The sequence below is a fragment of the Klebsiella sp. KP20-425-1 genome, assembly GCF_025813515.1.
Classification (GTDB): domain Bacteria; phylum Pseudomonadota; class Gammaproteobacteria; order Enterobacterales; family Enterobacteriaceae; genus Klebsiella; species Klebsiella pneumoniae.
Window position 1 is genome coordinate 2,921,651 of the sequence record NZ_CP109614.1, and the last position, 18,348, is coordinate 2,939,998.

Annotated in this window: 19 protein-coding genes and 1 pseudogene; 8 read left to right on the plus strand and 12 right to left on the minus strand. The window is 54.5% G+C overall.

The window, feature by feature from the left end; genetic code table 11:
- Window positions 1–7: 7 nt before the first annotated feature.
- Both tssC and tssB read right to left on the minus strand, forming a co-directional pair.
- Complete coding sequence (tssC, locus tag OHJ17_RS14375; protein WP_032421271.1) at window positions 8–1,552, minus strand: type VI secretion system contractile sheath large subunit; 1,545 nt, start codon at window positions 1,550–1,552, stop codon at window positions 8–10.
- Window positions 1,553–1,594: 42 nt separating this feature from the next.
- A complete protein-coding gene (gene tssB / locus OHJ17_RS14380; protein WP_004176434.1) occupies window positions 1,595–2,086 on the minus strand; it encodes a type VI secretion system contractile sheath small subunit in 492 nt (163 codons plus the stop codon).
- A gap of 640 nt (window positions 2,087–2,726) precedes the next feature.
- Here tssB and OHJ17_RS14385 point away from each other — a divergent pair.
- A complete protein-coding gene (locus OHJ17_RS14385) occupies window positions 2,727–3,293 on the plus strand; it encodes a DJ-1/PfpI family protein (RefSeq protein ID WP_004190556.1) in 567 nt (188 codons plus the stop codon).
- A 198-nt stretch (window positions 3,294–3,491) separates the two neighbouring features.
- Here the strand turns inward: OHJ17_RS14385 and OHJ17_RS14390 are convergent, their stop codons facing one another.
- Window positions 3,492–5,024 carry an HD domain-containing protein gene (locus OHJ17_RS14390; protein ID WP_032432947.1) on the minus strand — a complete coding sequence of 511 codons (1,533 nt, stop codon included), beginning with the start codon at window positions 5,022–5,024 and terminating at the stop codon, window positions 3,492–3,494.
- A 216-nt stretch (window positions 5,025–5,240) separates the two neighbouring features.
- Window positions 5,241–6,002: an SDR family NAD(P)-dependent oxidoreductase gene (locus OHJ17_RS14395; protein WP_032432946.1), complete on the minus strand. Its 762-nt coding sequence runs from the start codon at window positions 6,000–6,002 to the stop codon at window positions 5,241–5,243.
- A gap of 108 nt (window positions 6,003–6,110) precedes the next feature.
- On the opposite strand from OHJ17_RS14395, the gene OHJ17_RS14400 reads away from it, so the two are divergent.
- Together OHJ17_RS14400 and OHJ17_RS14405 are read left to right on the plus strand one after the other, a co-directional pair.
- Entirely contained in the window at window positions 6,111–7,025 is a 915-nt protein-coding gene (locus tag OHJ17_RS14400) for a LysR family transcriptional regulator (RefSeq protein ID WP_032432945.1), read from the plus strand.
- Between the two features lie 300 nt (window positions 7,026–7,325).
- Window positions 7,326–7,514 (plus strand): cold shock small protein YmcF, encoded by a 189-nt coding sequence (locus tag OHJ17_RS14405; RefSeq protein ID WP_004176439.1) that lies wholly within the window; start codon window positions 7,326–7,328, stop codon window positions 7,512–7,514.
- Between the two features lie 70 nt (window positions 7,515–7,584).
- Here the strand turns inward: OHJ17_RS14405 and OHJ17_RS14410 are convergent.
- Window positions 7,585–7,848: pseudogene (locus OHJ17_RS14410) on the minus strand (ATP-binding protein); the annotation flags it as partial.
- A 50-nt stretch (window positions 7,849–7,898) separates the two neighbouring features.
- On the opposite strand from OHJ17_RS14410, the gene OHJ17_RS14415 reads away from it, so the two are divergent.
- Window positions 7,899–8,036 carry a glycosyl hydrolase family 2 gene (locus OHJ17_RS14415; RefSeq protein WP_004218009.1) on the plus strand — a complete coding sequence of 46 codons (138 nt, stop codon included), beginning with the start codon at window positions 7,899–7,901 and terminating at the stop codon, window positions 8,034–8,036.
- 24 nt (window positions 8,037–8,060) lie between these two features.
- Here OHJ17_RS14415 and OHJ17_RS14420 read toward each other — a convergent pair whose 3' ends face one another.
- From OHJ17_RS14420 to OHJ17_RS14430, 3 genes are all read right to left on the minus strand, one after another.
- Entirely contained in the window at window positions 8,061–8,930 is an 870-nt protein-coding gene (locus OHJ17_RS14420; RefSeq protein WP_009309077.1) for an aldo/keto reductase, read from the minus strand.
- A 78-nt stretch (window positions 8,931–9,008) separates the two neighbouring features.
- The gene (locus OHJ17_RS14425) at window positions 9,009–10,211 is read right to left on the minus strand and encodes an MFS transporter (RefSeq protein ID WP_045326769.1); all 1,203 of its coding nucleotides are present in this window, start codon (window positions 10,209–10,211) and stop codon (window positions 9,009–9,011) included.
- A gap of 72 nt (window positions 10,212–10,283) precedes the next feature.
- Window positions 10,284–11,420, minus strand: a complete 1,137-nt coding sequence (locus tag OHJ17_RS14430) for an alpha/beta hydrolase (protein ID WP_250950013.1) — start codon at window positions 11,418–11,420, stop codon at window positions 10,284–10,286.
- Between the two features lie 172 nt (window positions 11,421–11,592).
- Here OHJ17_RS14430 and OHJ17_RS14435 point away from each other — a divergent pair, with 172 nt between their 5' ends.
- Window positions 11,593–12,477, plus strand: a complete 885-nt coding sequence (locus tag OHJ17_RS14435) for a LysR family transcriptional regulator (protein WP_032432941.1) — start codon at window positions 11,593–11,595, stop codon at window positions 12,475–12,477.
- Between the two features lie 124 nt (window positions 12,478–12,601).
- Here OHJ17_RS14435 and OHJ17_RS14440 read toward each other — a convergent pair whose 3' ends face one another.
- Window positions 12,602–13,435, minus strand: coding sequence for a DUF6216 family protein (locus OHJ17_RS14440; protein ID WP_032432938.1), 834 nt, complete (start codon window positions 13,433–13,435; stop codon window positions 12,602–12,604).
- A 230-nt stretch (window positions 13,436–13,665) separates the two neighbouring features.
- Between OHJ17_RS14440 and OHJ17_RS14445 the strand changes: the two genes are divergently transcribed.
- A complete protein-coding gene (locus tag OHJ17_RS14445) occupies window positions 13,666–14,052 on the plus strand; it encodes a hypothetical protein (protein ID WP_004190575.1) in 387 nt (128 codons plus the stop codon).
- 167 nt (window positions 14,053–14,219) lie between these two features.
- Here OHJ17_RS14445 and OHJ17_RS14450 read toward each other — a convergent pair whose 3' ends face one another.
- Window positions 14,220–15,836 (minus strand): peptide ABC transporter substrate-binding protein, encoded by a 1,617-nt coding sequence (locus tag OHJ17_RS14450; RefSeq protein WP_004888568.1) that lies wholly within the window; start codon window positions 15,834–15,836, stop codon window positions 14,220–14,222.
- The gene (locus OHJ17_RS14455; protein ID WP_004148146.1) at window positions 15,833–15,949 is read right to left on the minus strand and encodes a hypothetical protein; all 117 of its coding nucleotides are present in this window, start codon (window positions 15,947–15,949) and stop codon (window positions 15,833–15,835) included. Before OHJ17_RS14455 ends, OHJ17_RS14450 begins: the two co-directional genes overlap by 4 nt.
- A 72-nt stretch (window positions 15,950–16,021) precedes the next feature.
- On the opposite strand from OHJ17_RS14455, the gene mpaA reads away from it, so the two are divergent.
- Window positions 16,022–16,729, plus strand: a complete 708-nt coding sequence (gene mpaA / locus OHJ17_RS14460; protein WP_004152134.1) for a murein tripeptide amidase MpaA — start codon at window positions 16,022–16,024, stop codon at window positions 16,727–16,729.
- On the opposite strand, the gene ycjG is transcribed toward mpaA, so the two are convergent.
- Window positions 16,726–17,691, minus strand: coding sequence for an L-Ala-D/L-Glu epimerase (ycjG, locus tag OHJ17_RS14465; RefSeq protein ID WP_004176448.1), 966 nt, complete (start codon window positions 17,689–17,691; stop codon window positions 16,726–16,728). The genes mpaA and ycjG overlap by 4 nt on opposite strands.
- Window positions 17,692–17,793: 102 nt before the next feature.
- Between ycjG and tpx the strand changes: the two genes are divergently transcribed.
- A complete protein-coding gene (gene tpx, locus OHJ17_RS14470; RefSeq protein ID WP_032432937.1) occupies window positions 17,794–18,300 on the plus strand; it encodes a thiol peroxidase in 507 nt (168 codons plus the stop codon).
- Window positions 18,301–18,348: the final 48 nt, after the last annotated feature.

An 18,348-nucleotide genomic window follows, 5' to 3' on the forward strand; every position in this document is an offset into this window, starting at 1 on the left:
TCCGAACCTACGCCTTCGCCTTTGGCATCTGGCTAACCAGCGACAGATTGACGTCCATCCCCTCGACCTGGAAGTGCGGCACCGCGTACAGCTTCACGCGGAAGAAGCCCGGGTTATCCTCGATATCTTCCACCACCACGCTGGCATCGCGCAGCGGATGGGAGGCCTGCAGCTCGTCGCCGGGGTCGGTCATTTCTGTCACCAGGCTCCGCACCCAGGTGTTCAGCTCCAGCTCCAGCAGCCGCCGGTCCTTGGTGGTGCCGATATTCTCGCGCTGGATCATCTTCAGGTAGTGCGCGATGCGCGACAGCAGGAAGATATAAGGCAGACGCGCGTTGATACGGCTGTTGGCGGTGGCGTCGGCGGTATCGTACAGCGCCGGTTTCTGCGCGGAGTTGGCCGAGAAGAAGCAGGCGTAATCGCGATTTTTGTAGTACGACAGCGGGATAAAGCCCAGGCTGGCGAACTCAAACTCCCGCGTTTCCGGGATCATCACCTCGGAAGGAATTTTCACCTGGTTGCCGGTGCCCAGATCGTACAGATGGATGGGCAGATCTTTCACCGCGCCGCCGGCCTGCGGACCGCGAATTTGCACGCACCAGCCGTTATTGACAAAGCTCTTCACCATATTGGAAGCGAAGGAGAACGCCGCGCTGGTCCAGAGATACTTTTCGTGGTCCGGACCTTTCACCTGCTCGACATAGTTGAAGCTGCGCACCGGCACGGTGTCCGGACCGTACGGCAGACGACCCAGCACGCGCGGCATCACCAGACCGATGTAGCGGGCATCGTCGGTTTCGCGAAACGCCTTCCAGCGGATATATTCCGCACGATCGAAGTAGTTGCCGATATCCTTAATGGCAGCCACCTCTTCCATGGTCTCTTTCAGGAAGAAGGCCGGGCCGACTGCGCCGATAAACGGCATATGGGCGGCCGCAGAGACGCGGGAGATATTGCGCAGCAGCGCCACATCCTGCGGGCTGGCGTCGAACTCATAGGCCGAGATCACCGAGCCGATCGGCTCGCCGCCGGGAGTGTCATACTCCGCGGTATAGGTGTGCCAGTAGAGGCCGCTCTGGATAAGCTCCGGCGCGTCCTCAAAGTCCTGGCGCAGATCGTCTTTGGCGACGTCGAGGATCTCCGTTTTGACGTTCTGCCGATAGTCGGTGTTGTCCACCAGCTGTTTGAGGCCGCGCCACAGGGATTCGACCTGCTGAAACTCCTGATGGTGCATCACCGCGTCCAGCTGACGGCTTATCTGGAAATCCAGCTCGGCGATATGGTGGTCGATCAGCGTTTTGTCGAGCTTTTCCACCCGCTGGCCGGACTGACGGATGCGTTCCATAAACACCTGCATCGCCGCGGTGAGACGTTCCGCCGCCGGCGCCTCGGAGAGCGCGGCATCGTCCAGAAAGTCGTTGATATCCCCGAGGCGAGACGCCGGGGCGAGATTAATTTTTTCAAACAGCGAGGCGTAAACGCCCTCGCCCGCGCTGTTTTCCTGCAGCGTGGTTTGCCCCTGAACAGGGGCGTTTTCTGTGGTAACAGACATTAGCATTTTCCCGGTTAATCCATTAACAGACTTGCCCCGCACTTATTTCGGGGCAAGCGCACTCATTTCGTCGCGTAATTCCTGGGACAGCGCCGGATCTTTCAGGATTGCCTCAAGCTCTTTTCTGAAAGTGGCGTTATCAAGCAGATTGGATTTGAGATCGCGTAATAAATTACGCATCGCCAGCATGGCACGGAGTTGCGGAATTTGCCGGGCAACCTGCTCCGGTTCAAAATCTTTGATGTCGGTAAAACGCAGTCTGACGTTCTCCTCTTCGCCATTGCCGGCCAGCGTATTCGGCACCGAGAGGTTAACTTCCGGGCTAAATTCCGAAAGTACGCTGTTAAAATTATTTTTATTGACGTTGATTTTTTCTCTTTCCGATAAAGGCCGGTTTTCCTTCCCATGACTAAAATCGCCAATGGTAAGCAGCTTCAGCGGCAGTTCGACCTTCTTTTGCGCGCCGCCGGTATGAAGAGATAATTTGAGATTAATGCGCGCCCTGGGGACTTCATTCTGGAACGTATCAGCCATAGCAGTTCCTTTCCTTAAGGAATAATTATTGAAGATATATTGATGTGAAACGTGACGATGATAAAGCAAAAATGGATTACCGATCAACTTAACCACCTAATAATTATATTTATTCATAAACACCTACTTTCACCACGAAAATAAAAGCACCATGAATATCAATATTTAAAATGTGAAACAACAGTCAATGATAAATTCAATAAATAATGCACCAAAGGAATGTTTGCAATGGATACTATAAGGCGGGCTAAAACATTAAGCGGATGAATAAAGGAAACCATAGAGACGACCGGGGCAATATAATTCGCTCATTATGCAAATTTAGCGTAACAACGCAATAAATTACTCAGAGGGATAATATCTGGCTTCCATCCGATTGCCCCTTCGCGGCGGACGCTTAATAGTGCTGGCGCGAAATATAAACGGTAACAATATTCTTCTGCTCCCCTTACTCCCCACAAACCGATTTTTTGCGGATAACGAGCCACAGCGCGATGTCGAACAAAGTTGTCGTTAGCAAAAAAACATGAGCCCGGTTACAAGACGCACACGACACCGTCGTCGGCATCCTGAACGGTTCGCATTCTGCAAGTCGCCAGGCTATATCTAAGACACCTTTCGCCCACAACGAGACACAAAGATGAGCAAGAAAATCCTAATGCTGGTCGGCGATTATGCCGAAGATTACGAAACGATGGTTCCTTTTCAGGCACTGCAGATGATTGGCCACCAGGTCGATGCCGTCTGCCCGGATAAAGCCGCTGGCGACTATGTCATGACCGCAATCCATGACTTTGACGGCGCCCAGACTTATAGCGAAAAGCCGGGCCATCGCTTCACGCTGAACGCTGACTTCGCCGCAGTAAAGGCCGAGAACTACGATGCGCTAGTGATCCCCGGCGGCCGGGCGCCGGAGTATCTGCGCCTGAACGAGGAGGTTATTAAACTGGTACAGGCATTCGACGCCGCGCGTAAACCTATCGCCGCCGTCTGCCACGGCCCGCAGCTGCTGGCCGCCGCCGGTATTCTGCAGGGACGGACCTGCAGCGCCTATCCCGCCTGCGCCCCGGAAGTGCGTTTGAGCGGCGGGCACTATGCGGATATTGGTATCGACCAGGCGCATGTGGACGGTAACCTGGTTACCGCCCCCGCCTGGCCGGCTCATCCACAGTGGCTGGCGAAATTCGCCGCCCTGCTGGCGGAATAACCATACTGAGCCGGTGTTTTTGTTGAGCCACCCGCTCCCCTGCGGGAATCTATGCCTCAGCGCGGTGTTTAGTCTCGGGTAAACGCGCTGTTGTATGTTATACCGATGGCGGGGATGCGCCACGATTTACCGCTTATCTTCAGGGGCCGGTTAAAAAACCAGCCCCTGAAAGATTTATCGCTGCCCTGACGGGCATCATCAATTCAGCAACGCGATCTGCTTGACCACTATGTCATTGATTTTATAGATTATTTTAGGAGTTACGCGTTCTTTGATATCGCGGTCAACAAATACCCGAATGCAATATTTGATGATTTGATACTGATTTAACTTATCACCACATTCAATTAACGGTTTTATTTCGTAGCGGTTCTTAAGATCTTTCACCAAAAGCTTAACTTCGGTTTTATCCAGGTCTTTAAAGGCGCAGTCGGAGACAATATCAACGGCAAATTCATGTGGTTTGAAATGAGGCTGTAATACAGAAGTCAATAACCCGGTGAGTTGACTCTTCCACGCCTTATTTTCCTTGTCAGCGATGTTAGCTTTATACACAGAGTGTTTGGCCTCATAGACCTTCGACCATGGGTGTCGGTTAATAATGTCATCAAGTATTTTTTTATTAACCGCCTCGGTATCGCTGATATCTATCCATTCACCAACCTTGTCATTCAAAAAATAATCATCACTGCACGCCAGATAAAAATCCTTCAGCGCGTCGATGAAGCTTTCATCGCTATGGTCAACGATACGGTCGGTAACGTCAGCGATAATGACATTTTGTGGATCCTTGCTTTGCATAATCTCACATAATGTGCTCAACATCGTCGCAAAGGCGCGGTTTGTTTTATGGTAATATACCTGCGAAAAAAGGCTGGAGCGCGCCCCAATAAACTCAGCGATCGAATCAATCCCACTCTCTTTGTAAGCAAGGTACAATTTTCCCTGTTCCTCGACCGGGACAATTGACATAAACAAGCGATTGTAATCGTAGATGCCACACTTGACGCCGGAGAAATAGCCATCTCTGAGCAAGTAATCCATCCGGTCGGCATCGATCGGACAGGAAGAGATGATCGAGGTCATTAACGGCAGGATATCTGTTGCCTTTCCATTAATTTCCTCAATGATCTGTTGGTCACCGTATCTTTTTTCGATGATTTTTAACACATTTTCGATATTTATTTCGTCATCGACCTTACCTTGTTTTCTCAGATCATGATAAATCATCAGGCTGAACAACAGCGAAAGCTGTTCATGTTCAACTTTCTGTTCTGGCTCGCTTAATACATCAATGATTGAATGGTAGGCTATGGGGAGAACATCGGAGAATTCGTGCTTACCAGGCATAAAACTCTCAAACTGGTGGGATACCGGCCCGTGCCCGATGTCATGCATCAGGGCAGCGAGTCTCAACTCCTGAATGTTGTGTTTTGGTATCTGATCGATATGACCAAACACATGGCCATCATCATATTTCTTTTGATACCGTATCGCATTCAGGCGTAAATTATTGAGTATTTCACTTGATAAATGCAGCACCCCGAGAGAGTGTTCGAAGCGGCTGTGCACCGCAGAGGGAAACACCTTATATAAAAAAGAGTTCTGTTTAATGTTGCGTAAGCGCTGGAACAGGGGGTGATTGATAAAGGCAATCTCGAGTGTCGTCAAACGAATAGTGCCGTGAATGGGATCAAGGATCTTACTGGTCAATTCATTTTCAAAATCCATATCTTAAATCCTTTCATACGTGCATTAAATATATTTAGCATATTGACTGTTTATTCAACAATAATCTTGCGCATTCAGGCAATAAGGTCAATCACTAATATTTAACGAGCAATGCGGCAGATCTTTATTTCCTTATCTCTGCACAGGGTCGCGCTATATCGGCATCCACTGACATATCGATTGACTACGGATGAAAACAGCCTCGGTTTTCTTCGCTCAGATGCGCATTCCACCGGACACTTCAACTCGCTGGGCATTCACCCAGCGATGATCATCGGATAACAGCGAGGCGATCATCGGCCCGATATCCTCTGGCAGGCCAGGTCGGCCCAGCGCCGTCATATTCGCCACCGCCTGAGCGACCTGCGGGTTATCCCGCACCACCCCGCCGCTGAAATCGGTGGCGATGGCGCCGGGCGCCACGCAGTTCACCGTGATCCCGCGACTGCCCAGCTCAAACGCCATATAGCGAGTCAGGGTTTCCACCGCGGATTTCATGATCGCATAGGGCGCCCGGTTCGCCATCACGATGCGGGTGAGGCCGGACGAGACATTCACTATTCGCCCGCCATCGGCCAGCAGCGGCAATAGTTTTTGGCTGAGGAAGAAAACGCTCTTCACGTGGATGCGATACAGCGCATCGAATTCCGCTTCCGTGGCGTTAAGAAATCCCATGCCGCTGGCGTTGCCGGCATTATTGACCAGATAATCAAATTTATCGGCGCCCAGCTCCGTCAGCGCGCCCTGAAAAGCGCTAACAAATGCGTCAAAGGTGTCGATTTCGCCGGCGCTGAAAGGCAACGCGATCGCCCGGGCGCCCAGTGCTTCAACTCGTGTAACCACCTCGTTCGCCTCGGCAAGACGCGTTTTGTAGGTCAGTACTACATTTACGCCGCGCTGTGCCAGCGCTTCGACGGTCGCGCGTCCCAGGCCGCGGCTGCCGCCTGTCACCAGGGCGATTTTTGCGCTATTGTTCATGTTTTCTCCTTTTCTCTCTGCTGAAAACATGAGCGATTATAAGCCCCTGAATGCCGACGATAAGACCGCGTTGGGCGACAGGATAGTTTTGCCTGCTGGAACAATGTCATGGATAAACTGGATACTCTGACCTTGTTTGTGCGCATCGTCGAACGGGGCTCATTCAGTGCCGCCGCCGCGGATCTGGGGGTTTCCCGGCCAGTAGCGACCGCGGCTATTAAAGCGTTGGAGGTCATTCTCGGGGCGCGGCTGCTACATCGTACCACCCGGCACGTACGGCCGACGGCAGAAGGCTCGCTGTATTATCAGCGCTGCGTGTCCATTCTGGCGGCCCTTGAGGAGGCCAACCGCAGCGCCGGGGGGAGCATCTCCGGCACCATTCGGGTAGACGTGGCGGGCAACCTGGCGCGGACCCTGCTTCTGCCCGCACTGCCGCAGTTTCTCGCCCGCTACCCGGACATTACGCTGCAGATCGGGGAAAGCGAGCGTGACGTCGATCTGGTTCGCGAGGGAGTCGACTGCGTCATTCGCGGCGGCCATCTCCCCGACAGCGAGATGATCTGCCGGCCGCTCGCCGGGTTGCAGGAGATCACCTGCGCCAGCCCGACCTATCTCGCCCGGTACGGCACCCCGCATACGATTGAAGGACTGACGGGCCACGTGATGATCGGGTTTGTTTCATCGCGCGCGCACCGTACCTTGCCGCTGATCTTTACCCAGAATGGCCGCCAGAGCGAGGTCAGTTTGCCCTGTCGGCTGCTGACCTCCGATGCCGACGTCGGCGCCGAAGCGGCAAGGCTTGGCTTTGGCCTGTATCAGGCCCCCTTGCCCCGCCTTGAGGCCGATCTGGCGTCGGGCGCGTTAACGGAAGTGCTGGCCGATTTTCGCCCTGCGCCGTTGCCGCTCTCCCTGCTCTATCCCAGTAATCGGCAGCTCTCTGCCCGGGTACAGGTATTTATCGACTGGGTGACGGCGCTGATGAAGCCTCCCCTGGCGCAGCAGGCATCCGGAAGGCTAAAATAACGTTTGCTATTATTCACGGCACGTGCGTTAATCGTTGAGTCGATTTACCAGACAAAAAGTTATTATCTGAGTACGTGTTCTCATCTCCAGGCGTTATCCCTGATACCACCTTCCTTTGAGCAGTCCCGTTAGTAGTTTGCTTTTTCTGTAAACAGGCCCTGTCAGATCCTTGTCGGCTCCTTAAACAGACCGCCATCTGACCCAAAACCCGGCTTACCACCAACTAAAATCAGCCGCGTTAATTTTCCTGTAACGACCATTGTCTTTTCAACAGAACATCACCCATACAAGGTTTACATTATGATCGAACATATCCATTTTAGATGCCCATGCTGCCATGGCTCCCAGTACAGAACGTCCCAGTTTGACGTCACTGAAAAAAACCCTTTTGGTGCGAAATGCATTTTCTGCAAATCAGCCATGATGACATTAGATACCATCCGTCCTCATCACCTGGGCGTGCACTCCGCTGCCCAGGCACAGCAATAAGATGATGAAGCCGGTGAACGCGGGTGGGGAAATTTCCCCGGTGATTCGCCCGGGGGCAACATCTGTTCCCTCACCCGCAGCGATCATCGGTGGCATGGCTTAGGCGGGTATCAGGCAACGCTTCTATCAGGGTAGTCACGTTCTCCCCGGCGCCAGTTTCCACATTAAAATAGTCCACCGCACGCAGAATAAGCCGCAAGCCCCTGCCGCCTTCCGCTAACGGATCGACATCAAAGTGCTCATCGTTACGCGCCAGCGCCAGGCGTTCGGCAGGAAAGATCTCTCCCGCATCGATAAAGCGCAGCGTCACGCGGTCATTGGCAGCGAAAATTTCCCGGGAGACTGCCGCTTTAAAGGCCACTGCGACGGAAGCATCCAACCGACATGTCACCGGCCAGAGGATCAACTGTCACCAGTCAGCTGCCCGTGACGATCGACTACCGCATTGACAACCGTCGCGGCAAACACGTGGGTGCTAACCAGCATACCGAGCCCGTCGCCGCGGCGCAGGCGGGGAGATGAAGATGGAGCCAATCGGTGCCGCGGTCAGTCGTGGATTTTCACCCCCAGACATCCGCGAACGAACTCAGGGTTGAAGTGTTTTACCGCTTCGCCAACATAGCCTAAATCCAGGGCGCTGATTTGCGCCATTTCGTTATCTGTTAATACGAAATCCCAGATAGCAAAATTTTCTTCAATGCGCTCCTGGCGGGTGGATTTAGGGATCACCGTGACGCCACGCTGCACGTTCCAGCGCAGAACAACCTGCGCAATGGTTTTCTGGTGCGCATCGGCGATCCCCTGCAGCAATGCATCTTGATACGGATTATGTCTGCCACCGCCTAACGGCGCCCACGCTTCAGGCTGAACGTGATAATGCTTCATGGCTTCCAGCGCCGCGGGCTGCGCGAAATAAGGATGCAGTTCAACCTGGTTCACCATTGGTTTAATTCTGACAGTTTCGCAGAAGTTAGCTAACACATGGGGGTAAAAATTGGAGACGCCGATCGCTTTCAGGGTACCGGCCTCATAGGCCTCTTCCAGCGCACGCCAGGCGCTGAAATAATCGCCCATCGCCTGATGTAGCAAATAAAGATCAAAGTATTCCAGGCCCGATTTTTTTAATGACGCGGCAATCCCGGCTTTCGCCATCCCGGTGTTGGCCATGTCCTGGACCCACAGTTTGGAGGTAATAAACAGCGCCTCGCGGGTACACAGACCTTCGGCGATGGCTTCGCGCACGGCCTCACCCACCGCATCTTCATTATCGTAGACGGCAGCGGTATCGATGAGGCGATAACCGGTGCGAATGGCGTTCAACACCGCCTGCTTACACTCCGCTTTATCGGTCACCTTGAAAACGCCGAAACCCAGCATCGGCATTTTGCGAGCGTTACTTAATACTGAATATTCCACGGTGAAGCTCCCCTCTTGTTAAAACACCATGGTAAGACAGGAACGCGGTCACGATTAGCCTGTCATTCCTGATTTGACTTATGCATTCAATTCATTAATCGCAGTGCGCTGAGATGATCTGATTTTGACAGAGAGCAGAAAAGTCACCCCTGCCGCGCCCAGCAGTAACAGACCGCTCAGTGCAAAAGTGCTGTGCCATCCCAGACTATCAAACACCAGGCCGCCTACCGTTGACCCGAGGGCTATCGATAGCTGGATCACGGCGACCATCAGCCCGCCGCCCGTCTCCGCATCCTCGGGCAGCGTCCGCGCAATCCATGTCCACCAGCCGGTGGGCGCCGCCGTCGCCAGCAGGCCCCACAGGCTTAACAGTACGGCGACCGATCCCGTGTGGTGTCCGGCCAGCAGAAGCGTTCCGGCAATTGCGGCCATTAACAACGGGATAGCCACCAGCGTCGGATAAAATCGGGCATTCAGAACGGTCGTAATAAGCAGCGTGCCGATAAAACCGGCGATACCCATTGTCAGCAATATCAGGGACAGACCAGAAGGACTGACCTGGGTCACCGTCTCCAGAAACGGTCGCACATAGGTAAATAAGGTAAACTGTCCCATAAAGAACAGTCCGCAGGCCAGCAATCCCAGGGATAGCGTAGAAAGACGGAACAGACGCAGCACCGATCCCTGCCGCTGTGGTGCGCGCGGACTTTTCATCGACGGCAGGCTAATGCATTGCCAGACGAAGGCCAGCACCGCCAGCGGGACAAGACATAAAAAGGCGCCGCGCCAGCCGACGGTGGCCCCCAGGTAGCTGCCCAGCGGCGCTGCCACAACGGTGGCCAGCGCGTTGCCGCCGTTAAAGATGGCCAGTGTGCGGGGGACCTGGCGTTGCGGCACCAGCCGAATGGCCGTTGCCGCCGACATCGACCAGAAGCCGCCGATGACGATCCCAATGAGCGCTCTGCCCAGCATATAAACCGGGAAACTGGACGCCAGGGCAATAATCACCCCAGAGGCTGCCATCAACGCCGTGAGCCCCAGCAGCAGCCATTTACGGTCCAGCGATCCGGTAAGACGGGATATCGTCAGGCTGGTCAGTACCGCCAGCGCGCCAGAAAGCGCAATGCCCTGACCGGCTAATCCCTCGGTAATGTGTAAATCACCCGCGATGGGTGTCAACAGACTGACCGGCATAAATTCTGAAGCAATGAGCACAAATACGCAGAGCGTCATCGCCTGGACGCCGCTCCAGTGTGCCCGGGTGTGACCTAATGCAGACATTATTTCTCTCCGACAAGACAAAGCCGCCCGCAGGCGCGTGGCGGCTTTGGGGATGTCTCCGGCACAGGAGATCTATTTCAGGTTGGTTTTAAAAAATTGCGCGAACGTCGCAAAGGGAATTTTGCCCGCGACGTTGTCATAGAGATCGACGTGGTTTGCGCCTGGGACAATCACCAGCGCTTTCTCTTTACTGCCGATGGCCTTAAAGGCATCTTCGGCAAAATAGCGTGAATGGGCTTTTTCGCCGGTCACGATAAGCGTCGGAATAGTCACTTCACTGGCGTAACTCAGCAGCGGCATATTCATAAACGACAGCGGCATCGTCGCATTCCATGCCCCGGTTGAATTAACCGAACGCGCATGGAAACCTCGTCGCATACGGTAATAATCGAAGAACTCTTTCAGGACCGGATTGGGGTTGGCGGGCAAGGTTTCCGGCAAAATACGATCGGCAGCGCTGACGTTGCCTTTATCATCAACATATATGTCATGCCCACCGGGGGCGGAAGTGCCGTTTGCCGCATCCTTCCAGCGCTGCGCGTTCAAGTACTGCAGTACCACTCGGCGGTCGGCTGTCGTGTAGCGGTCTTTGCCATCGCCTACCCCATGCCCCATCGCGCGGCTCATGTCATACATGACGCTGGTCGCCACCGCTTTGACGCGGGTGTCCATCGCCGCGTCGTTCATGGCCATACCGCCCCAGCCGCAAATGCCGAGCAAACCGATACGGTTGCGATCCACCTCTTTTTGCAGGCCCAGAAAGTCCACCGCGGCACTAAAATCCTCGGTATTGATATCCGGTGAGGCCACGTTGCGTGGGTAGCCACCGCTTTCGCCCGTATAGGATGGGTCAAACGCCAGGGTGACAAACCCCTGTTCGGCCAGCGTCTGGGCATACAGGCCGCTGGACTGCTCTTTTACCGCGCCGAAGGGACCGCTCACGGCAATAGCTGCCAGTTTGCGTTCACCGCGATCCTTCGGCAGGTAGAGATCGCCAACCAAGGTTATCCCGTAGCGGTTCTGGAAGGTCACCTTACGGTGATCCACTTTCAAACTCTCAGCAAACGTTTTATCCCATTGTTCAATCAGTGAAACAGGCGCATTCGGGTTAGTTGTCTCAGCAGAGCTCATCGTTGTGACTCCAGTTAATGAGGCGCAAAGCAGCATGGCGGGTATCGCGGCTGTCAGTTTTTTGGTGAAAACTGTCATCAAAATTCCCCTAAATAAAGGTGATCAATGCAAGTCTCCATTAGACAATGCAGCTTTGCTTTATTGTCGTTCGCTTAGTGTAGCCAGCAGTAATGGTTCTTATTAGGGGGCGAAAAATGCTAAGATTAATACCATATTGTTCTAAATGGCATGCGGATGACGAGACGGGAGAATGGCGAAACGGGAAAACTATAATGACCTCTATCTGTTTATGCAGGTGGTGCGGGAAGGCAGTTTTACCGCCGCAGCGCAACGACTTGGCCTGGCGCAGTCCGGTGTAAGCCGTGCGGTTCGTGAACTTGAAGAGCGGCTGGGCGTTCAGCTTCTGGTGCGCACCACCCGCCGATTGTCGCTCACTCAGGCGGGTGAGCAGCTCTATCACAACGTCGAATCCGGTTTCGACGCCTTAGATATGGGACTCGCCACGCTGGCCCACTATCGTCAAACGCCCTCCGGTACGGTACGCATCAATGCCAGCCAGCATGCCATTGATAAAGTCCTGCTGCCGAAGCTGGCAGTATTTAAACACCGCTATCCCGATATCAGACTGGAACTGATCAGCGAAAGCCGGTTTGTCGATATTATTGCGCAGCGATTCGATGCGGGCGTGCGTCTGGGCCCGGAAGTCGGGAGTGGCATGATTGCGGTACGCATTTCGCCCGATATGGAGATGGCGGTGGTGGGTACACCGGAACATTTTCGCCGCTACGGCTTTCCACAAACGCCCGCCGATTTAGTCGCCCACCCCTGCATCGCTTATCAGTTCGGCGACGGTAGCCTTTACGCCTGGGAACTTAATGTGGATGGCAAAAAAATCACCAACCCGCCTCAGGGACAGTGGGCTTTCGCCGATAGCTATATGGAGGCCAAAGCGGCGAGGCTCGGTCTGGGGCTGGCCTATGTCCCGGAAGAGCTGATTACCGACGATCTAGCCCAGGGCACACTTATCCGGGTGCTCCAGCGTTATAGCCAGCGTCTGGAAGGTTCATATCTCTATTACCCGCACCGCAATGTGTCGCCCGCGCTGAGAGCGGTCATTGATACATTGCGAATGTAGCTGAGGTTGCCTGCAGGCAGCAGGCAACCGGTAGCGGCCGGTGACAGCTTCTGTACTCGGACCTGTCATTTAATTCCGATCGATGCAAACAGTAATGCCAGACGGAAATGAATTTATATAAATATTAATTTTGTGAGTTATGTACTTCATTATAAAGTTTAGAAGCAGCACCTCTGCGTAACAAGCTAAAAAAGCAAATAATCGTAAAGATGAAGGGGTAAATAGCCAAAACCCATGCCAGTTTTTGATTTTTAATAATATTATTTATAGTATCACTCAACGAACCACTTGAAAAGTTCTCACAAATCCTGTCAACCGAGCGCACACTTATCCCCGCTTTTTCTGAGAAAACCGTTTTATCGAAATCTTCACTTTCACACTGTTTTTTATCGAGCTTCCACTCAGTCCAGTTCAGGGGAAGGTAATTATTGGTCCAGATCGAACTCTCAGCAATATGATCATTAATCCAAACCCATGACTTGTCGTCGCCTAATCGTACTAGTGCGGATGGCTTCAATGCCAGCAACATAAAATTTGATAATAGCAGCATAGTTAACACACAAGAGAAAAATACACCAACACTAGCGATAAATAATGGTTTTATTGCCTTAAGCGTTGATATTTCAAACCATCCTTTCGCGGCTGTGACATGACGAATATCTATATTTTTCTTTTTCGTCCAGTTAATCAGTGATTTAATCTCTTCTTTATTCTTTGCGCCAACATTAAATAAAACATTAAAACGTTCAACATCATTTCTCTCATTGAAATATGCATTTATTTTACCGTCGTGAAACGTTTTCCCTCCCAGGCAGAACTCCCATAGCCGGTTCAATAAAGAATATGCGGATCCTGCCCGTTTCCAGAGAAACACTCCTAATAAACCAAAAGTAACAAAAATTAACGCGCTATTTATCAGTCCATCAAAATTCCATATCGAAGAAATTAAACTTTCCATCTAGCCCCTCTTAATCATCCCGCTAATCGTATGCTCAGCAATCACACCACAGCATCATTACAAAATAAATATTTTTTAACTGCAACTTTTCTTATCCAGCGCACAAGGTCATTGCCGATATCTTCTTATACGCAGGCCACAACTATACGTCACGCTCTTCTGCTACTTGAGCCTTACATTCCACCTCAGTGCTGCTACGCTATCTCTGAGAAAATGGCGAAGGAGATATAATGAAAGTCCTCAATATCCTGATCCGTCGATGCGTGCTGATTGCCCGCTTTGAAGATACCGTTTCGTTCTACGAAAATCTCATCGCGCAGAAGGCAAGGTTGCGTTTCGACTATCCCGAATACGATCTCAAACTGGCGCAGGTGGGTTCCGTGCTTTTAATTGGCGGAACCGAGCAAAGCCTGGCTCCGTTTCGCGCCACCGAGGCCACTTTCCTGGTAAACGACATTACCGCCTGGGAGAAACATCTGCCTTCCACCGGGGCAACGATTATCAACCTGGTGAAGGCCGTGCCCACCGGCTGGAACATGCTGGTTCGGCATCCGGATGGCATGGTTGCCGAATACGTTGAGCATCATGATAAAAACCCGGCGGATGAGATCTTCTGATGCTTCGCGACCAGATGGTAGAACCTGGCATCAGTCGGCCATACTGCCAGAAAAGTGAGACTTTCTACTGTGGCGCGAGAAGGAGAGCAGGAAAAACTGGCGCGGCAAGACGCGCCAGCTCGGGGATCAGCGATGGTTGCCTGGCATCATCAGGCAACCAGTACCGGTTAGTGCTTCACGATATACATGGTACGGCTGTAGGCCACATCTTCCGGGTTGGTGATCGGGTAGCCTTTCAGCCACGGCTTAATCAACCGGCCGTTAGTGTACTGGTAGATCGGCGCGATCGGCGCTTTGACCATAATGATCTTTTCCGCCGCGTTGTAATCGTCGTTACGCGCTTTGGCCGAATTCTCTACCGCCGCCTGGGCGAGGATTTTGTCGTACGCCGGATCGTTAAAGCGCGAAATATTTCCGCTGTGGGTGGAGGTCAGCAGCGACAGGAAGGTGGACGGCTCGTTGTAGTCCCCCACCCACGAAGCGCGGATCACGTCGAAATTGCCGGTGTTACGGCTGTCGATATAGGTTTTCCACTCCTGGTTCTGCAGCTTCACTTCCACGCCGAGGTTTTTCTTCCACATCGACGCCACCGCGATGGCAATCTTCTGGTGGTTCTCAGAGGTGTTATACAGCAGCGTCAGCTTCAGCGGACGATTCGGGCCATAGCCCGCGGCAGCCAGCAGGGCTTTCGCCTGGGCATTAAGCTCAGCCTGACTCATGCTCTCAAACTGTGACGGCTGGGGGGTGAAGCCCGCCGTCACGTCCGGCGTGAAGCGCCAGGCCGGTTTTTCCCCGGTCCCCAGTACTTTCTCCGCCATCACCCGGCGATCGATGGTCATGCTCAGCGCCAGGCGTACCCGCTCATCCGCCGTCGGCCCCTTTTGGGTATTGAAAGCGTAATAGTAGGTACCCAGCTGCGGCGGGGTATACACCTGCCCCGGAATATCCTTCAGCAGTTTCTGGTACATATTTTTCGGGAAAGACTCGGTGATATCGATATCCCCTGCAAGATAGCGCTTGGTGGCGGCGGACTCCTGGTTAATCGGCACAAAGGTGACCTGCTGGATCACCGTTTTGGCGTTATCCCAGTAGTGCGTGTTCGGCACCGCCACCAGCTTCTCATTGACCACACGGTCTTTCAGAACATAGGCGCCGTTGCCCACCAGGCTGCCGGGCCGCGTCCAGTTCGCCCCGCTGTCGACATTCGCCTTTTGCACCGGATAGAAGGCAAAGCTGGCGGTCAGGTTGCTGAACCACGGCAGTGGTTTATCCAGCTGCACCCGCAGGGTGTGGGCGTCGACGGCGGTGACTCCCAGGGTCTCCGGCGCGGCTTTGCCGTCAATAATGTTCTGCGCGTTAGCGATCCCCGCCAGCGCCGCGAACCAGGCGAACGGCGAAGTGGTTTTCGGATCCACCAGACGCTGCCAGCTATAGACGAAATCTTCGGCAGTAACCGGCGTGCCGTCGGACCAGCGGGCATTATCACGCAGGGTAAAGGTCCAGACGCGGTTATCGTTGCTCTGCCAGCGGGTCGCTACGCCTGGAACCAGGTTGCCTTTCGCATCCTGATTGACTAAACCTTCAAACAGATCGCGGATCACCTGGATTTCCGGCAGGCCCACCGCTTTGGCGGGATCTAACGAGGCGGGTTCATCTTTGATATGGCGCACTAACAGCTGTTTTTCCGCCAGTACCGTGCCCGGCGGTACGTCAGCCGCCCAGGCCAGAGAAGATACGCTGGCTAACCACAGCGCGCCGCATGTCAAAGCGACAGGATACTTCATAAGATCCCCTTTAAAATGAAAAAAATACCGCCAACAGAGCGATAATTATTTGTTTCATCACCTGAAATTGCAAACGACATATGATAGAAAATTGATGTGCCGTCGGATTTCACGCCTCAGGGAATGGGTTTGATCCCGATACGCTTTTCGCCAACACTAAATAATAACGACACACAGGAAGCCCTATGTCTATTTCACGTCCTCGCCCGCAGCGCGGCGACTTTCCGCCGGGAACCCGGCAGTATGGCAGCTCGGAACTGGGCGCGCCGCTGCTGTGGTTTCCTGCGCCGCAGGCCGACAGCCGTAGCGGGCTGATTATTGCCGGTACCCACGGTGATGAGAATTCGTCGATTGTGACCCTCTCCTGCGCCCTGCGCACCCTGAAACCCGAGCTGCGCCGCCACCACGTGGTGCTGACGGTCAATCCTGACGGCTGTCAGCTCGGGCTGCGCGCCAATGCCCGCGGCGTTGACCTCAACCGTAACTTTCCAGCAGCCAACTGGAAGCAAGGGGAAACGGTTTACCGCTGGAATAGCGCGGCGGCGGAGCGCGACGTGGTGCTGTTGACCGGCGAGCAGCCGGGTTCGGAACGGGAGACCGAGGCCCTGTGTCAGTTGATCCATCAGATTCATCCGGCGTGGGTGGTCTCCTTTCACGATCCGCTGGCCTGCATCGAAGATCCGGGCCACAGCCCGCTGGGTCGCTGGCTGGCCGACGCCTTCTCCCTGCCGCTGGTGGGCAGCGTGGGCTACGACACGCCGGGCTCCTTTGGCAGCTGGTGCGCCGATATCGGACTACCCTGCATCACCGCCGAGTTTCCGCCGGTCTCCGCCGACGAGGCAACGGAGCGTTACCTGCCGGCGATGACCGATCTGCTGCGCTGGCAGGCTTAAAGATGAAGCACGCCGGTGCTGAACCGCAGCGCCGGCTCAACGTCCACCGCCAGCCATGTCGGGCCGTCGAGGTCAGCGAAGCGCGCCAGCGGCGCCAGAGGGAGCGCGGCGGCGATCCCGCGCGAGGTGCAGAGCATACAGCCCAGCATCCGTTCAAATCCCTGCCGTTCCGCCTCCCCGGCCAGAGCCAGCGCTTCGGTCAGGCCGCCCGTTTTATCCAGTTTGATATTGACCATCTCATAGCGCCCGCGCAGCCGCGGCAGGCTCTCCCGGGTGTGGCAGCTCTCGTCGGCGCAAATCGGCAGCGGATGAACGAAGTTTTCCAGCGCCGAGTCGTCGTCGGCGGGGAGCGGCTGCTCAAGCATCGCCACACCGAGGTCCGCCAGCAGCTGACAGCGCGCCGCCAGCCCCTCGCTGTGCCAGGACTCATTGGCGTCAACAATCAGCGTAGCCTCCGGCGCCGCCTGGCGGATAGCGATTAGCCGCTCGCTGATCAGTCGATCGTCGAGCTTCACCTTCAACAGCTGGGCCCCTGCCTGCCACAGCGCCGCGGCGCTGGCCGCCATCTGATCCGGCGTGCCAATGACCACCGTCTGGGCGGTAATCACCCGGTTAGGCAACGCCACGCCCAACAGCTGGGCCAAGGTTTTGCCTTCGCGCCGGGCCTGCAGATCCCATAGCGCGCAGTCAATGGCATTGCGGGCGGCGCCTGCCGGCAGCAGCCGCTGCAGCTGTTCGCGGGTAAGCCCCGCCTCCAGTTGCTCGCCGATCGCCATCACCTGGGCCATGACCGAGGCGATGCTCTCGCCATAGCGGGGATAGGGTGTGCATTCGCCTACCCCTTTCACGCCGTCCTCTTCCAGTTCCACTACCACCACTTTTGCCTCGCTGCGGCTACCGCGGGCGATCACAAAAGGGGTATGGAGCGGCCAGGCTTCCTCATACACTCGCACGTTACGCATTCCCTTGTCCTCTCTGGTAAATGTTAAATAGGGTTTGCCGTGTAGCTGGCGGATGTCATACACTACTCGCGACGTTAACTATATGTAAACAGGAAGATAACCATGTCACAAACCGTGCATTTCCAGGGCAACCCCGTTTCTGTTCAGGGCACCATTCCGCAGGCAGGCGCTAAAGCGCAGCCGTTTACGCTGGTCGCCAAAGATCTCTCTGACGTCGCGCTGAGCCAGTACGCCGGCAAACGTAAAGTACTGAATATTTTCCCGAGCATTGATACCGGCGTGTGTGCCGCATCAGTGCGTAAATTCAACCAGCTGGCCGCTGAACTGGACAACACCGTAGTGCTGTGCATTTCCGCTGACCTGCCGTTCGCCCAGTCCCGCTTCTGCGGCGCGGAAGGCCTGAGCAATGTGGTCACCCTGTCCACGCTGCGCGGCGCGTCCTTCCTCGCTGACTACGGCGTCGCCATCGCCACCGGTCCGCTGGCTGGCCTGGCTGCCCGTGCGGTGGTCGTTATCGATGAAAACGATCAGGTCGTCTACAGCCAGCTGGTGAATGAAATCACCGAAGAGCCGGACTACGACGCCGCGCTGGCCACCCTGAAAGCCTGATAACAGATTGCCCGGGCGCATCGCGCTCGCGGACATTCGATCTGCCCA